The 16,799-nt window shown below is 37.6% G+C and carries 19 protein-coding genes; 17 read left to right on the forward strand and 2 right to left on the reverse strand.

All coding sequences use genetic code 11. The features are described 5' to 3' along the window. Positions 1–17: 17 nt before the first annotated feature. The 16 genes from IW22_RS06185 to IW22_RS06260 all read left to right on the forward strand — a co-directional run bounded on the left by IW22_RS06185 (position 18) and on the right by IW22_RS06260 (position 11,543). Complete coding sequence (locus IW22_RS06185; protein WP_034725050.1) at positions 18–458, forward strand: SRPBCC family protein; 441 nt, start codon at positions 18–20, stop codon at positions 456–458. Positions 459–478: 20 nt separating this feature from the next. After that, a complete protein-coding gene (locus IW22_RS06190) occupies positions 479–1,003 on the forward strand; it encodes a hypothetical protein (RefSeq protein WP_034725051.1) in 525 nt (174 codons plus the stop codon). A gap of 3 nt (positions 1,004–1,006) precedes the next feature. Then, complete coding sequence (locus IW22_RS06195) at positions 1,007–1,783, forward strand: alpha/beta fold hydrolase (RefSeq protein WP_034725053.1); 777 nt, start codon at positions 1,007–1,009, stop codon at positions 1,781–1,783. A 108-nt stretch (positions 1,784–1,891) separates the two neighbouring features. Continuing rightward, positions 1,892–2,323: a VOC family protein gene (locus IW22_RS06200; protein WP_034725056.1), complete on the forward strand. Its 432-nt coding sequence runs from the start codon at positions 1,892–1,894 to the stop codon at positions 2,321–2,323. A gap of 74 nt (positions 2,324–2,397) precedes the next feature. After that, a complete protein-coding gene (locus IW22_RS06205; RefSeq protein WP_034725058.1) occupies positions 2,398–2,811 on the forward strand; it encodes an SRPBCC family protein in 414 nt (137 codons plus the stop codon). Positions 2,812–2,846: 35 nt separating this feature from the next. Next, positions 2,847–3,086 carry a DNA-directed RNA polymerase subunit alpha C-terminal domain-containing protein gene (locus IW22_RS06210; protein ID WP_228384005.1) on the forward strand — a complete coding sequence of 80 codons (240 nt, stop codon included), beginning with the start codon at positions 2,847–2,849 and terminating at the stop codon, positions 3,084–3,086. A gap of 91 nt (positions 3,087–3,177) precedes the next feature. Next, positions 3,178–4,044, forward strand: a complete 867-nt coding sequence (locus tag IW22_RS06215; protein WP_034725063.1) for a VOC family protein — start codon at positions 3,178–3,180, stop codon at positions 4,042–4,044. A gap of 108 nt (positions 4,045–4,152) precedes the next feature. Further along, positions 4,153–4,986, forward strand: a complete 834-nt coding sequence (locus tag IW22_RS06220; RefSeq protein ID WP_117616576.1) for an SDR family oxidoreductase — start codon at positions 4,153–4,155, stop codon at positions 4,984–4,986. Positions 4,987–5,172: 186 nt separating this feature from the next. Further along, positions 5,173–5,601, forward strand: coding sequence for an ATPase (locus IW22_RS06225; protein ID WP_034725065.1), 429 nt, complete (start codon positions 5,173–5,175; stop codon positions 5,599–5,601). A gap of 34 nt (positions 5,602–5,635) precedes the next feature. Next, positions 5,636–6,079: an SRPBCC family protein gene (locus IW22_RS06230; RefSeq protein WP_034725066.1), complete on the forward strand. Its 444-nt coding sequence runs from the start codon at positions 5,636–5,638 to the stop codon at positions 6,077–6,079. 115 nt (positions 6,080–6,194) lie between these two features. Then, entirely contained in the window at positions 6,195–6,653 is a 459-nt protein-coding gene (locus IW22_RS06235; RefSeq protein WP_034725068.1) for a membrane protein, read from the forward strand. A 177-nt stretch (positions 6,654–6,830) separates the two neighbouring features. After that, positions 6,831–8,837, forward strand: a complete 2,007-nt coding sequence (locus IW22_RS06240; RefSeq protein WP_034725070.1) for an alpha/beta hydrolase family protein — start codon at positions 6,831–6,833, stop codon at positions 8,835–8,837. 488 nt (positions 8,838–9,325) lie between these two features. Further along, positions 9,326–9,904 (forward strand): RNA polymerase sigma factor, encoded by a 579-nt coding sequence (locus IW22_RS06245; protein ID WP_034725071.1) that lies wholly within the window; start codon positions 9,326–9,328, stop codon positions 9,902–9,904. A 13-nt stretch (positions 9,905–9,917) separates the two neighbouring features. Then, on the forward strand, positions 9,918–10,250 hold the full coding sequence (locus tag IW22_RS06250) for a hypothetical protein (RefSeq protein ID WP_034725072.1): 333 nt from the start codon (positions 9,918–9,920) through the stop codon (positions 10,248–10,250). 90 nt (positions 10,251–10,340) lie between these two features. Then, on the forward strand, positions 10,341–10,607 hold the full coding sequence (locus IW22_RS06255; RefSeq protein ID WP_034725073.1) for a hypothetical protein: 267 nt from the start codon (positions 10,341–10,343) through the stop codon (positions 10,605–10,607). A gap of 288 nt (positions 10,608–10,895) precedes the next feature. Further along, positions 10,896–11,543, forward strand: coding sequence for a J domain-containing protein (locus tag IW22_RS06260; protein ID WP_034725074.1), 648 nt, complete (start codon positions 10,896–10,898; stop codon positions 11,541–11,543). A gap of 1 nt (position 11,544) precedes the next feature. Here the strand turns inward: IW22_RS06260 and IW22_RS24335 are convergent, their stop codons facing one another. Beyond that, positions 11,545–11,697, reverse strand: a complete 153-nt coding sequence (locus tag IW22_RS24335; RefSeq protein ID WP_165571867.1) for a hypothetical protein — start codon at positions 11,695–11,697, stop codon at positions 11,545–11,547. 102 nt (positions 11,698–11,799) lie between these two features. Then, positions 11,800–12,966 (reverse strand): DcaP family trimeric outer membrane transporter, encoded by a 1,167-nt coding sequence (locus tag IW22_RS06265; RefSeq protein WP_034725076.1) that lies wholly within the window; start codon positions 12,964–12,966, stop codon positions 11,800–11,802. Between the two features lie 412 nt (positions 12,967–13,378). On the opposite strand from IW22_RS06265, the gene gcvP reads away from it, so the two are divergent. Beyond that, complete coding sequence (gcvP, locus tag IW22_RS06270; protein WP_034725077.1) at positions 13,379–16,237, forward strand: aminomethyl-transferring glycine dehydrogenase; 2,859 nt, start codon at positions 13,379–13,381, stop codon at positions 16,235–16,237. Positions 16,238–16,799: the final 562 nt, after the last annotated feature.

Genomic DNA, 16,799 nt, shown 5'->3' on the forward strand with positions numbered 1-16,799 from the left:
ATCCAAAACAAATAATCATGGAAAATTCCTTTTCAATCCTTCACAATCTGGAAGTAGACACAACCCTTGAAAATGTATATCAGATGGTTTCCGTTCCCGAATTTCTCAATGAATGGTGGACGCATTATTGTCAGGGCACTCCTGAACCCGATTCTGAATATACTTTCGAGTTTTCTGAGACAGACATCTTGAAGGGAAAAGTCTCAAAGTTCAATCCTCCTCATGAAATTGAATTTTTAATAACAGACGGTGATCAGGACTGGATAGGAACCAACGTGGGATTTGCTTTAAAAGAAATAGGAAAAGGAACCATGATCAGCTTCCACCATACCGGATGGAAGGATACCCATGAACATTTCCGTCAAAGTTCATTCTGCTGGGCAATCTATTTAAGGATTTTGAGAAAATTTGTAGAAGAGGGACTTCATGTTCCTTACTCAGAAAGATATCATTTTTAAAACAACTAAAAATCAAGAAAATGGACACACCACAATCAAAAAAAATGGAACTCATTATTCCTGCTTACCGGATGCATACCCAAAGCTTTCTTAATGTTTTGGACGGTATTTCGGAAGAAGACGGATTGAAAAGAATTGAAGGAAAAACCAACCATATTGTATGGATGGCAGGAAACTTTGTCAACATGCGCTACAGTCTGGGCTGGGTTTTAGGACTCAGGGATGAAGACCCATACAGTGATCTTTTCTTTCAGGGAAAAGCCTTGAATGAGAGTAATACATACCCGACTTTAGACGAATTGGAGAAAAATTTCCATGACATATCTCCTAAAATATTCCAAAAGCTGTTGGAGGTAACGGATGAAGAACTGGACGAAATTTTCGAGATGGGAATGAATATCCCTTTTATCCGAGAAACCAAACTCAATTTTGTAGGAATGTGCATTGGACGCGAGGATTATTTATGCGGACAGATTGGTCTGATGAGAAGAATCCTTGATTATCCGGGAATGACCTACGACATGGATGAAAGTATAAAATACTAATCAATGGAACCTAACGAAAAAGGCTATAAAAATGTTAACGGGATCCGTATGTACTATGAAATTTACGGTTCCGGAGAACCTTTGGTCCTGATTCATGGTGGAGGCTCATCCATTCTGTTTGATTTTAAAGAAGTGATCTTAAGGCTTCGAAACCAGTTTCAATTGATCGGAATTGATTTGCAAAACCACGGAATGACCGATCATCGCGATATTCCTGAAACTTTTGAACAGGATGCTCATGATATCGCTGCTCTTTTAAAGGAGCTTCATATTGAAAAAGCTTTTTTCTGGGGATTCAGCAACGGGGGGAATACGGTGATGCAGGTTGCCCATCTTTATCCTCATATTGTTGAAAAATTGATCATCGCTTCTGCATTTTATAAAAGAAACGGAATGATGGACGGCTTTTTCGAAAGCATGACAGAAGCCACACTGGAATCAATGCCGGAACCGCTTAAAATCAATTTTCTTAATCTGAATCCTGATTTTTCAAAGCTGGAAAACCTTTTCGATAAAGACAGTAAAAGGATGCAGACTTTTGAAGACTGGGATGAAAAGATTTTGACGTCCATTGATGCTCCCGCATTATTCATCAGCGGAGACCAAGACGTTATGAAACCTGAACATGTGGTGGAAATGTGGCGGCTGATCCCGGATTCTCAGCTGATGATCCTGCCGGCAACCCACGGTTCCTATATGATGGCTGATTTCGATGGAAAAACAGATGATCATTTAATAAACTTTACAGTAAGCGAGGTTGTGAAATTTTTAAACCATTAACCTTATTTAATAAAAGCATTCAAATCAGGAAAAAATCCTGCGCCTTTGCGATAATCCAACCCTACAAAATAAACATTAATTAATAATAACATTTAAAAACAAGAAATCATGGCTAAATTAAATCCATACCTAAATTTTGACGGGAAAGCAGAAGAAGCTTTCACATTTTACAAATCTGTTTTCGGAGGAGAATTCGTGGGTGAAATCCATAAAATGGGTAATGCTCCCGGAACTGAAAATTTATCTGAGGAAGAAAAAAACAGAGTGATGCACATAGCCCTTCCGATCGGGAGCGATCTTCTGATGGCTTCGGACATTGTTCCAAGCTTCGGGCAGACACTGAATGTGGGAAATAATAATTACGTATCCATTTTCCCGGAATCAAAAGATGAAGCAGACAGACTATTCAAAGGACTTTCTGACGGAGGAAATGTAGAAATGCCGATTGAAGACCAGTTTTGGGGAGATTATTTCGGAAGTTTTCAGGACAAATATGGGGTTCATTGGATGGTGAACTATAATGAAGAATATACAAAATAATCTTATATTTAACTAAATTTATAGGGGCAGTTCACCCGGACTGCCTTTTTATTTCAACATTAAAAAATAGACTTATGGATCCTATTAAGATTGATATCACAATTTTAGCCCCTGTAGAAAAGGTTTGGAATTATTTCAACGAACCGAAACACATTACGAAATGGAATTTTGCCCACGAAAGCTGGGAATGTCCAAGCGCAGAAAACGATTTGAGAGTGGGAGGAAAAATTAAAGCAAGAATGGAAGCGAAAGACAAAAGCTTCGGTTTTGATTTTGAAGGATTCTATGATGAGGTGATCCCGAATGCTGTGATAAAATATCATTTGGAAGATGGAAGAAAAGTAGAAGTCCTGTTTGATAAAATAGACGAAAATACCACAAAAGTGACTGAAATTTTCGATCCTGAAAAACAAAATTCTGTGGAAATGCAGAGAGAAGGCTGGTATGCTATTCTCAACAATTTTCACAAGTACGTTGAAAATCACTAAAACACGCATCTGCAGTCATGATCAATCTCTTAATAATGGCAAAATGTTTAAGCTCTATCTGCGCTGTCAATCATTTTGCTAAAAGTAATAATTTCCTGAACGGCGTTATTGCAGTACCGGCGAGAAGGTCTTTGGAAAGGGAGAAAATAGACTCTCTTGAGAAGCTTTCGGACTATTCTGAAAAAGAGATCATGCAGCTTCATGGTTTCGGAAAGAATGCCATGGAGAAACTTAAAAATCATATGAAGGAACATCAGATTTCTTTCAAAAACTAATAACTGTATTACCGGATACTTTCGTTATTGTGGGCTCTTTGAGTCTGCAGTGACTGATAAAACTATATATTTCAACCCTAAATTTAATACTATGAATAACGATATTTTCCCATGCCTCTGGTTTGATGAAGAATCCAAAGAGGCGGCAGAATTCTATTGTCAGGTGTTTGACGGAAAGATCACTGCAGATACTCCTGTGGTCATGAATATTGATCTGTTTGGGCAGAAACTCATGCTTCTGAACGGCGGACCTCATTTTAAAAAGAACCCATCCATTTCCTTTATGGTCATCTGCGAAACCGAAGATGAGGTTCAGAAATATTGGGACCAGCTGATGGAAGGCGGAGTGGCTCTTATGGCCCTGGATACCTATTCCTGGAGCAAAAAGTACGGTTGGGTACAGGACAAATATGGTGCTACATGGCAGGTGTTTTTAGCAGACAAACCGGAATCACAGAAAATAGTTCCGACCATGATGTTTATCCATGAGAATAATGGAAAAGCGATGCAAGCGATGGAATTTTACACCAAAACTTTCCCGAACTCAGGCATTGGAAACATCCTGAAATATGGAGACGGTGGGGAAGGACATCCAATATCCGAACCGGCTGAAAATATACAGCATGCTCAATTTATGATTGACGGCTACAGTTTCTTCTGTATGGACAATTCTTATGATCATCAGTTTGATTTCAATGAAGGAATTTCTATCGTCATCATGACCGATGACCAGCAGGAGACCGATCACCTTTGGAATACCCTTACTTCAGAAGGCGGAAGAGAAAGTATGTGCGGTTGGCTGAAAGACAAATACGGGCTGAGCTGGCAGATCGTTCCAAAAAGACTGATCGAACTGATGAATGATTCCGATCAGTTGAAAGCTCAAAAAGTAGTTCAGGCGATGATGAAAATGCAGAAAATCGTTGTAGAAGATCTGGAAGAAGCTTATCATTCTTAATGACAAAAGGGTTAAATGGTGAATTGAAAACTCGTCTTTTAGCCTTTTTACGATTTTAGGTTTTAGATTTCGGCTTGCTGTTTGATGGAATTAGAAAAAGATTTGCCTATGAAAACACAGAACAAGTCACAATCCAAATCAAAAGTTCCAAAAGACGGACTCTTTCCCGAGATCATCCGTAACGATTATCAGGGAAGCCGGAAGCTTAAAGGAAAAAAGGCAGTCATCTCAGGTGGAGACAGCGGAATAGGGCAGGCTGTAGCTGTTCATTTTGCAAGAGAAGGAGCAGATGTTGCAATCATTTACAAAGAAAGCGATGATGATGCTAAAGAAACAAAAAGACTGGTAGAGAAGGAGGGACAGCAATGTACCGTGATCAAAGGAGATCTTACAAAAAAAGCATTCAGGATAAAATGTGTAGAAAAGATAAAAGATAACTGGAAAAGTCTCGATATCCTGGTCAATAACGCCGGAATCCATACTTCAAAGAACAGTCTTGAAAAGATCACCGATGAGCAGATTCAGGAAACTTTTAATACCAATATCATTTCTATGATTTCTCTGACGAGAAATTTTCTTCCTCTGATGGGAGAAGGAGGCAGGATTATCTGTACGACGTCGGTCACGGCGTATCGGGGAAGTGAACATTTGATTGATTATGCTGCAACGAAAGGAGCTATTTTATCTTTTATCCGTTCGCTGTCAGCCAATCTTGCTGAAAAGAAAATATTGGTCAACGGAATTGCTCCCGGACCTATTTGGACCCCACTGGTAAAAGAAGCTTTCGATGATTTGTCAACATTTGGAAAAGATACACCCCTGAAACGGGCAGGACAACCTTCAGAAGTAGCTCCGGCCTATGTTTTTCTTGCCTCCAGAGATGCAGATTACATCACCGGAGAAGTGATTCATATCAATGGAGGAGATTTCGTAGGAGGCTAGAATGAGAAGTTAGAGATTAGAAGTTAGAAAATGGAAGTTATAACGACCAATAGTAGTATTTTTGACATCTAGCATCTAGCATCTAGCATCTAGCATCTAGCATCTAACATCTGGTATTTTGATTCCTGGCTATATCCCCAAAACTAATATCTAACCTCTAATATCTAACCTCTAAATAAAGAAGCAATGCAAAAAATATTTTTTGAAATCCAGATCGATGCACCCAATGAAAGAGTATGGGATGTACTTTGGAGTGATATCACCTACAGACAGTGGACAACAGCTTTCACGGAAGGTTCTTTTTATCAGGGAACATTTGAAGAAGGAAGCATCATGAAGTTTTTCGATCCCAACAATAACGGGATGTACAGCCGTGTTGAAAAAAATATCCCCCATAAAGAATTAAAGCTCCTGCACCTTGGCGAAATTTATGACGGTGTAGAAGCACCTCAGGATTGGGGTGAAGCTACGGAAGCTTATATTTTGGAAGAAACAGAAACGGGGACCATTTTGAAAATTGAAATTCAGACCCCTGAAGAGTTTAAATCATTTTTTGAAGAGAAATTCCCGGTCGCTTTAGGGATTGTGAAAAATCTTTCAGAAATTCAATTATAAACCACAGAATACAAAAATTACAAAAACTTAAAATATGGAAACCTTATCTTACGAAATTGTTATCAACGCCCCATTACAGAAGGTGTGGGACGTTCTCTGGACCCCGGAAACCTATACCGAATGGACTCAGTTTTTCGGTCCCGGATCTGTCATTAAATCCGACTGGAAAGTGGGTGGTAAAACGTATTTTGTGAACGCAGAAGGAGAAGGAATGGTCTCAACCATTGACAGCATTGATGAGCCGAATCAGGTCATTTTTAAACACCTAGGAATGGTAGACAAAGAAGGCAAAGAAGATACACAAAGCAAAGAAGTAATGGAATGGAGCGGTGCTTTCGAAAAATACATCCTTATTGATTTGGAAGGAAAAACCAAGCTTCATGCTGAAGTACAGGTCGATAAAGAATGGAAAGATCATCTGGATACGGGATTTATAAAAGGTCTTGACGTGGTAAAAAACCTTGCCGAGAATAAATAATCCGTACCTTGCTTTAACAGAAACTAACCTTATAGATTTCAAAAGTCTGTAAGGTTTTCTATTGATATCATGGAAAGATGCAGTATCTTTCTAATTACTTTTAATAAACAACAGTATGAAATTATTAAGCATCCTTTTCGGAACATTTCTTCTCGCTCTGGTGGCCACATTTGCCATTCAGGGAAAGCCTGATTTTTTATTCTCCGGGAATCTGGGGATGGCTGTATTCATCATATTCACAGGATTTTCTCACTTTAAATTTCAGAAAGGAATGGCGATGATGATTCCTGAATGGGTTCCAGGAAAAATGTTCTGGGTCTATTTCACGGGAGTTATTGAAATTGCTGCGGGAATAGGGTTGATGATTCCATCCATGCGGGAGCTGATGGCGATACTGCTGGTTATTTTTTATGTTTTGGTTTTCATCGCCAATATCAATTCTTCAAAGAAAAAAATCAATATTTTCAAGGCAGACTACACCGGTCCCGGTATGAATTATCTTTATAAAGAGCGAATTCCGATGCAGATTATTTTAATAGCCTGGACATGGTATTTCGGAATTTATTTAAATTAATGATTTGTGGTAAATAAATCATGCATTTTTATATTAATTCTTTATATTTTTCTATAAGCATGTTTTTTTTAGTGAATATATTGTGATTTTTGTAACATATTGAGATGGAGTACGTCATATTAAGTAAAGGATTTTATTGTTTTTAAAATCTATGATCTAATCTCAAAACATAAATCTATGAATCTAAATGCAAAAATTTTTGGTGCAGCTCAAATCGTACTTTCAGCAATGATGATGAATGCACAGACTTCAACGGCAAAACTGCTGGGCGACCCTACACTTCCTTCTTCCAAAGAGACTCTGGATAAATTAATTTCCTATGATAAAGGAAATTTCAAATACAAAGTAGAAGACTATTTCGCAAGACCCAATGCTTCGAGTTTCCAGATTTCACCGGATGGGCAATATCTTTCTTACAAAGAGAAAGACGCAGATAAAAAGAATCACGTCTATGTAAAAGAACTGAAAACCGGAAAAATTACAAAAGCTATTGTAGAAAAAGATGATCTTATCGGAAGCTACGGTTGGCTGGACAAAAAAAGAATGTTCTTTACCCAGGATAAAGGGGGAAATGAAAATACCCATTTGTATGCAGTGGATATTGATGGAAAAAATCTTAAGGATTTAACTCCTTTTGATGGTGTAACCCTCAATTATGCAAATATAATTAAGGACACTGAATTCGTAATTGTTGCCCTGAACAAAAATAACAAGCAGATCTTTGAACCTTATAAAATCAATTTCAATACCGGTGAAATGACTCAGCTTTATGAAAATAAAGATGTAAATAATCCTATTGACGGTTATATTTTTGACAAAAAAGGGAATATGCGTGGATACACCGTTCTGGAAAACGGACTGACTACAAAAACCTATTACAAAGATTCAGAAACAGGGAAATTTAATCTTATTAAATCAACAGACTGGAAAAACACGTTCAGTATTATAGGATTGAATGATAACTCTAAAAATAAGGATGAAGCTTATGTAGTCACTAATTTAGACAGTGATAAAGCCAGAATCGTACTGTATGATCTGAAGAAAAACACCATCATAAAAGAAGTGTATTCCAATCCTGTATATGATGTAAGTTCAATAAGCACAGCCCGCAAAAACAGAAATTACGAACTGGATTATATAAGCTATACCGGAGTTAAAAGTGAAACAATTCCTGTAAGTAAATTTTACAAAGAGGTCCACGATCAATTAAAAACTGAATTCAAAGAAAAAGAATTTTCCGTAGTTTCTTCTGATGATAACGAGGAGAAATTATTGGTTGTGGTTGGCAGTGACAGGCTTTACGGAACGTATTATGAATATGATACAAAATCTAAGCAACTGAAACTTCTGTACAACCTGATGCCTCAGCTGAAAGAAGAAGATATGGCTGAAATGAAGCCTATTGAATTCAAAAGCAGAGATGGCCTTACCATCCGCGGATATATCACCATGCCTAAAGATGCAGCTAATGGTAAGAAAGTTCCATTAATCGTTAATCCACACGGGGGTCCGCAGGGAGTCAGAGACGACTGGGGATTCAATCCTGAAGATCAGCTTTTTGCCAGCAGAGGATATGCCACGCTGCACGTGAATTTCAGAATTTCAGGTGGCTATGGAAAGGAATTTCAACAGTCAGGATACAAACAGATCGGACGTAAAGCAATGGATGACGTAGAAGATGGAGTAAAATATGTCATAGAACAAGGCTGGATTGATAAAAATAAAATTGCGATCTATGGAGGAAGCCACGGAGGATATGCAACCCTGATGGGACTTATTAAAACTCCAGATCTCTATGCTTGCGGTGTAGATTATGTGGGCGTTTCCAATATCTTCACATTCTTTGAATCTTTCCCTGAATACTGGAAGCCGTACAAAGAAATGGTAAAACAAATCTGGTATGACCTGGATAATCCTGAAGAAGCAAAAATCGCTAAAGAAGTTTCTCCGGTATTCCATATCGATAAGATTAAAAAACCTTTATTTGTAGTGCAGGGCGCTAATGATCCAAGAGTAAATATCAATGAATCAGATCAGATTGTAAAGGCGATGAGAGCAAAAGGAGTTGAAGTTTCCTACATGGTAAAATATGATGAAGGTCACGGATTCAGAAAAGAGCCAAGCAGAATAGAACTGTACAAATATATGTTGGGCTTCTTTGCCGAAAATTTCAACAAAAAATAATACAATATTTATAAGTATAGGAACGGGGAGTGTAATGCTTTCCGTTTCTTTTTATTTAGAGGTTAGAGATTAGAAGTTAGAAATTAGTTTTGAGAGATTAAGATTAAGATTTAGGTTGAGATTTAGGTTGAGGTTGAGGTTGAGGTTGAGGTTGAGGGGTGGTTAAGTTAAGATGATTTGGCATATAAATAATTAAAAGTCATATTCATAAACTTGCAACACTAACTCTGTATCATATTTTAATATCTTACTCTAAAACTCTAAAACTCTAAAACTCTAAAACTCTAAAACTCTAAAACTCTAAAACTCTAAAACTCTAAAACTCTAAAACTCTAAAACTCTAAAACTCTAAAACTCTAAAACTCTAAAACTCTAAAACTCTAAAGCCCTCAAACTCACAAACCCGCTCTACAAAAGAAAACTCCAACAGTCAATAATTTTTTTTAAATTTATTAAAGTAAAACCAAAAGGCAGATCGTCATAGCAATATGGAGGTTGTCGAAGAAATAACAATGCCACAGGAGGAGAAAGCAAGTATCATCTCACAAACCGTTTCAAAGTACGGAGGAAAGCTGATGTCTTATATTCGTCCGAAAGTGAAAAACACTGAAGATGCGGAAGATATTCTGCAGGAAGTGTGGTTCCAGTTCAGCAGTCTGACCAATCTTTCGGAGATTGTGAATGTCGGAGGCTGGCTGTACAGAGTGACTGCGAATAAAATCACAGACCGTTACCGCAAAAAGAAAACCGAAAATCTTGAAGATTTCGTGTATGAAGACGAAGATGGAAGTTTTTCTATCAAGGATATCTTATTGCTGGACGAGAGTGCCGGACCTGAAATCAAAATGTTTCAGGACGAGATATGGAAAAAGCTGTTTGAGGCTTTGGACGAACTTCCCGAGAAACAAAGGTTAGTGTACGTAGAAAACGAACTGAACGACAAAACCCTGCAGCAGATCGCTGACGAACAGGGAGAAAATATCAAAACCATTATCAGTAGAAAAAATTATGCTGTGAAGCATTTAAGAAACAGACTGAGAAGATTATACGAAGATTTAAATAGTTAGTAAAGAAGAAATTATGAATTATAAACACAAAAAAGGCTGGATTTTTTTATTCTTATGTCCGCCGCTGATCTTACTGGCCGTTACATTCATTGTAATGTCGCTTTGGAACTGTCTGCTTCCTGAGATCCTGGGTGTAAAATCCATTACATTCTGGCAGGCGATGGGAATACTGGTCTTAAGTAAAATTCTTTTTGGAGGTTTCCATTTCGGAAAAGGAATGAGAGATTTCAAAGAAAGAAAGATGAGACAGAGAATGGCTGAACTGTCCCCTGAAGAAAGAGAGAAATTCAAGGAAGTTTGGAGAGATAAATGTTCAGGAGGATTCTTCAACAAAAACAACGGATAATTTAAAAATTTTAGGAAGTAGTAAAGTAAAATTGAAATTCATCCGTCTATATAAAAAACAAGAAGTAGTAAAATTTAAAATTTTGAAAAAATGAAAAATTCAGCATTAAAAGGAGCTCTTGGAGCATTAGCTGTAGTGGGCATCGCATTGGCTGCCAAAAAAATAGCACAGAGAAAAAGATTCATGAAAGGTATTTTTAACGAATACGGAATCAAAGAAAGATCACCTTTCGGTTTTGCAGACAGAATCAGAGAAATGGATGATGAGCAGTACCAGGAACTGAAAGGGAAATTCAAAAAAGAATTCTCTTCAAGATGTTGCATAAAAGACAGTAAGGATAATACTGTAGAAGCATAAGAAGTCAATAACTAAATTGAAATTGTTTAGTTCCGGCGCGGGAAGCAAAGCTTCCCGCGCCGGAATTTTTTTATAGAAAAGGTGGCTTCGGGTATCTCAGCCACCAGAAAAAGCAGGAAAGATCATAACTGCAAAATAAATATCTGAATTATTCACCACAACAACAGCGTGTCCATTGGTGAAAACATTCGTGTCATTAATGCTTAAAAAAGCATGAGTATTTTACTGAAATATTCTCACAAAGAATAAACCCGAAAAAAAAATAATTTCTTATTTTTGCCTAGCTCAATGAAAGATTACTACTATTTTCTCGGGATTTCTCCTGATGCTTCAGAAGAAGACATCAAGAAAGCCTATAGAAAGTTATCTTTAAAATATCATCCCGATAAAAATGACAACGATGATTTCTTTGCCGGGCGTTTCCGCGAAATTCAGGAAGCTTATGAAATATTGAGTGATTCCGGAAGCAGACGTACGTACGACCAGAATTTAGAGAACCATCAGAAAAGTTTCAGATATAATATTCCGCCAAGTATTAAAACGTTTACGGCGAATAAAATTCATGCAAAAAAAGGGGAGGAGATCATCATCAACTGGCAGACGAGCAATGCTGATGTGGTGAAAGTATTGCCTTTCGGTCTGGAAAAGCCTTTCGGAGAAAGAATCTTTAAGATTACAGAATTTAAGGACGGGAAATTTCAGATTTTACTTCATGCAACCAATTCGCTGCTGCACAAAACGGCAGTACAGGGAATCACCATTACGGAAGTCTTTGAGAATGACGGCGATCAGTTTAAAAGCAGCGTAGAGGAAATGTTTAAGCCTCAGCCCAGAACACGGATCAATAAATCAGGCCAGCCAAAGATCATGATGCTGATCTGGGGAATTATTATTCTGGCGTTGGCGGTATATTTTTTAGTCAGGAATTTCGGCTAGTCTAAGCCATCTTCTTTCTTCCCGGACATTTTTTACATCTCTTTCCTTTCTTGAACTTTTTGCAGCAGGATTTCTTTTCACAATACATATCTTCATTATTAAATGCAAATACAGGAGCTAAAGGCGGTACTTTAAATGGGACAATCATATTCATGTTGCAAATATATTAATTTAGAATAAATATAATTAATAAATTTTTTATAAATATTAAATATCCCGATGAGCAGGCCTTTAGCGATGTATGATAATTTATTGATTAAAATGATAATGACGTAGATAGTTGAACCCTAAAGGCTTCCGCATCACCGTTTCCGAATTTTTTTATTTTACCGTAATTAGCCTCAGCACCCAGTCTTAAGTTTTTATAAGGCTGATAAATCAGATTTACCGCGGCATTCTGAAAGCGTTTTATTTTGGTTTGACTGATCATAGGGTTGTTACCGATTTCAGAAAAGCTGTAATATACCACTGAACTCCATTTGGGAGACCACCAGTGTTCATAAATGCCCAGAATATTAAACAGGCTCAAAGTTTCCGGGTTTTCGCTCTCTGAATTGAGAACAGCATCATATCCTTCGCCTCTTAGAATTTGACTGCCGCTGGAATATCCCTTACCATATGAAGTCTGAAATCTCAGATTGTTCGCATTGCCTATACTCTTTCTGGATGAGAATACTCCTCCAAACCCCATTCGGGTATTGGTTTTATCATTTTTTTTATAATTAATAGGGGATAGGATACCTCCGATTTTAATATAATTTTTAACGTTTCCATACCGGTATGAGGCGGTTACAATAGGCATGAAGTTTCTTTTTTTCCATCCGGTTTGGATGTCCGGAATTGAAACACTTATTGCGTCCGGATCCTCCATTGATAAAGATAGATTTTCTTTTTCAGACAATTTCTCAGAATACCGGATCTGAAAAGTACGGGAAAGCATCATGCCGTTAGGACCGGCAAAGTCAAATATATTTGGAAAAATATCTACATCTGAAAAATTACTCCATGTCTGGCCAATGAGAAACTTCTTCCATTGTATATATCCCTGTCTGAATCTTGGGGATGTAGTCCCGTTGGGTCCCAGAAAATCGATTTCGATATAAGCTGAAAGATCTGAATCACCGGCACGGTCAGACTGTTTGAGTCCTAAGCCAATCTGTGACTGTTTTAAACTGAAGTGAGAACCCATTAGATCCTGTTGAGGAACTGTTATAGAAGGAGATACAAAGCCTTCCTTAAACTGTATTTCCTGGAAATCAAGCATGACATCAGCCTGAATGAATCCTTTTAAATAGGCGTTCCATTTTCTTTCTGAAGCATCAGGTTCAGAAGAGAAGAGGAGGGTTTGTGATTGAATTTTTGAATGAAAGAAAAAGGCAATAATGAATGCCGGTATTAACCTGTTCTGTTTCTTTTTTGTCATTAATGTGTTTTTAAGTTTGTTTTTTATGTCTGAATGATCCTATTTTTTTAAGTTTTATGGTTAGTACTAATTTTAGTTTTGAGGGATTTTTTGTTCAATTGCGACCAAATGTACAAAATGGTATTATGAAGTCATAAGTTCATAATTTTAGGTATTTGTTCAGTATATAGCGGATAAAAGGAGAATGTTTGAGGAGGGAATATTAAATATTTCTATGAGAGTTTTTTTTTCAGGGAATAAATTTCATATAATGGTGAAATACCTAATTATATTTTTTTAACATTCGAAAAAGTTTTCATCTGAAATTTTAAGAATTTTTAGGAAAAACAACTGATATTTTCACAGTTGTACAATCGTTTAAAAAAACGTAATTTTACGAATCTTTTTTACAAACAAAATCTAATAAATAAAAATGAATACAGAACAGTTTGTGAGCCGTCACATTTCCCTTAATGAAGCCGATAAACAGGCAATGCTGGAAAGATTGGGCGTTTCAAGTATTGAAGAACTAATTTCTCAAACCATTCCTTCTTCTATCCGTTTAGAGAAAGACCTTGAGATCTCTGCACCGCTTTCAGAATACGAGATGCTGAACCATTCGAAAGATCTGGCATCGAAGAATACTGATTATACGAGCTACATTGGTTTTGGATACCACAATACACTTTTGCCATCAGCTATTCAGAGAAATATCTTTGAAAACCCAAGCTGGTATACGGCGTATACTCCTTATCAGGCTGAAATTGCACAGGGAAGGCTGGAAGCTCTTCTTAATTTCCAGACAGTAGTGTGCGATCTTACAGGTTTCGGACTGGCTAATGCTTCTCTTTTGGATGAATCTACAGCAGCAGCAGAAGCTATGCATATGTTCTTCAACAACAGAACGAAGGACCAGAAGAAAGCCAATGCCAACAAATTCTTCGTTTCCGATCTTGTTTTACCTCAAACAGTTGCCGTTTTAAAAACGAAAGCTGAAGGTTTGGAAATCGAAATCGTGGAAGGTGACCACAAAACTCACGAGTTAGATGGAAGCTATTACGGTGTTTTACTACAGTATCCAGGGAAAAACGGTATCGTTTTAGACTATACTGAAGATATCGTAAACTATAAAAAATTAGATTTACAGGTCGTTGTAGCTTGTGATCCGATGGCTTTGGTTAAATTGAAATCTCCTGCTTCTATGGGTGCTGACTGTGCCGTTGGAACTTCCCAGAGATTTGGTATTCCATTAGGTTACGGAGGACCTCACGCTGCATTTTTCTCTTGTAAAGAAGATTACAAAAGAGACATTCCGGGAAGAATCATCGGGGTTTCTCAGGATATGTACGGAAAACGTGCATTGAGAATGGCACTTCAGACCAGAGAGCAGCACATTAAAAGAGAGAGAGCGACTTCCAATATCTGTACAGCACAGGTGCTTCTTGCGGTAATGGCAGGAATGTATGCCGTTTATCACGGTCCAAAAGGATTAAACTATATCGCTGATCAGATCCACTTTAAAGCCAATGCTTTGAAAAACGGTCTTAAAGCATTAGGATATCAGACAGTTGAAGAGCCAATCTTCGATACTGTAAAAATCACGATGAGTGAGGATGAGAAAGGAAGATTGATGAGAATGATGCTTGATCACAAACTTAACCTGAACTATTTTACAGAAGGGGTGGTAAGTATTGCGATCAACGAAAGTACAACATTGGAGAAATTAAACTATCTGATGGCTTCTTTCGCTCAGTTCAAAGACAAGCAGACCTTCAAATTAGAAATAAAAGAAGGATACAGCATTCCTGAGGAGAATTTAAGAAAAGACGAAATTCTTACGGAACAGGTATTCAACAAATACCATACTGAAACGGAATTGATGCGTTACATCAAACGTTTGGAAAGAAAAGATTTATCATTAACACATTCAATGATTTCTCTTGGTTCTTGTACCATGAAACTGAACGCTGCTACTCAAATGTTGCCCCTTTCTTGGGATAACTGGGGAGCTGTTCACCCATTTGTACCGGTGGATCAGGCTGGAGGTTATCAGGAAATGATCAGAGAATTGGAGAAAGATTTAGCTGAAATCACTGGTTTCGCAGGAACTTCTCTTCAGCCAAACTCTGGAGCTCAGGGTGAATATGCAGGATTAATGGTGATCAGAGAATATCACATTTCAAGAGGTGAAGGCCACAGAAATGTAGTATTGATCCCTCAGTCTGCACACGGAACCAACCCGGCTTCTGCAGCGATGGCAGGAATGAAGATTGTTGTCGTTAAAAACCTTGAAAGCGGAGAAATTGATTTCGAAGACTTGAAAGCTAAAACAGAGCAGAATTCTGAGAATTTATCTTGTGTAATGATCACATATCCGTCTACTTACGGATTCTTCGATGCCAACATTAAAGAAATTACAAGCTTAATCCACGAGCACGGTGGACAGGTATATATGGACGGTGCCAACATGAATGCTCAGGTAGGATTCACAAGTCCAGGAAACATCGGAGCAGATGTTTGTCACCTGAACTTACACAAAACTTTCGCGATTCCTCACGGAGGTGGAGGTCCTGGAGTAGGTCCAATTTGTGTGGCTAAGCACTTAGTACCTTTCCTTCCTTCCAATGCCAATATCAGAATCGGTTCTAAAGAAGCGATCGAAGGTATTTCTGCAGCACCTTACGGTTCTGGTCTGATCCTTAATATTTCTTATTCTTACATCAAAATGTTAGGAACAGAGGGATTGAAAAAGGCTACAGGTCATGCCATCATGAATGCGAATTATCTTAAAGAAATTTTAGCAGAGCATTTCCCGATCCTTTACTCAAACGAGAGTGGAAGAGTAGCTCACGAGTGTATTGTAGACTTCCGTCAGTTCAAAACTTTAGGAATTGAAGTGGCTGATGTAGCGAAAAGACTAATGGATTATGGATTCCATGCTCCAACCGTTTCTTTCCCTGTAGCAGGAACATTGATGATTGAGCCTACAGAATCTGAAAGCAAGTCTGAAATTGACCGTTTTGCAGAAGCGTTAATCTCTATCAAAAAAGAAATCGATGAGATTGCTAACGGAGAAGCAGATCAGGCGAACAACGTTCTTAAAAACGCTCCACACACTGAGCAGCTGGTAATCTCAGATTCTTGGGATAAACCATACAGCAGAGAAAAGGCAGCTTATCCGCTAGACTGGGTAAGAGACCACAAATTCTTCGCTTCCGTATCCAGAGTTGATGAAGCTTATGGAGACAGAAACTTAGTATGTACTTGTGAGCCGATTGAAGCTTATATGTAATCATTGACTATAAATATAAGACACCCGTTTAGATTCTAAACGGGTGTTTTTCTTTTGTTATTTTATCTCTCTTACCTTCTTCGATAGCTGTAAGCCACAAGAAGTGCAACAGCCATGGCACCAAAAGTGACCATTGAAACTGTTTTAATGGATAACTCACTGTCTTTTGCTGATGATGTATTTTGAGATTTCTCACATGAAGACAAGAATACTGCTGTCAAGAATAGACAGCCCAAGAGTAATTTTTTAATCATAAATGTATTTGTTTGGTTATTAGGTTTTTATGAGCAAAAAATATGCCGAGTGTGCTGTTTGATTAAGATTTCTGTATGCAATAAATAGGAAGTCAATTGGTATTCTTCTCTGATATTAGTTTTATCAAATAAGATTAATAAAAAAACCGTAAAATATGTTACTTTACGATTATTTTCTGTCGAACAGTTTGGAAGTTTTGCGAACGGAAAATTTTATAGATAACAAATCCCTTTCAGTAATGAGAGAGATTTTTGTTTTTAGATATAAATCGAAATTTATACGCCTAGTCGTCATTGTGACAGAAACA

The sequence above is a fragment of the Chryseobacterium sp. JM1 genome, assembly GCF_000737715.1.
GTDB lineage: Bacteria > Bacteroidota > Bacteroidia > Flavobacteriales > Weeksellaceae > Chryseobacterium.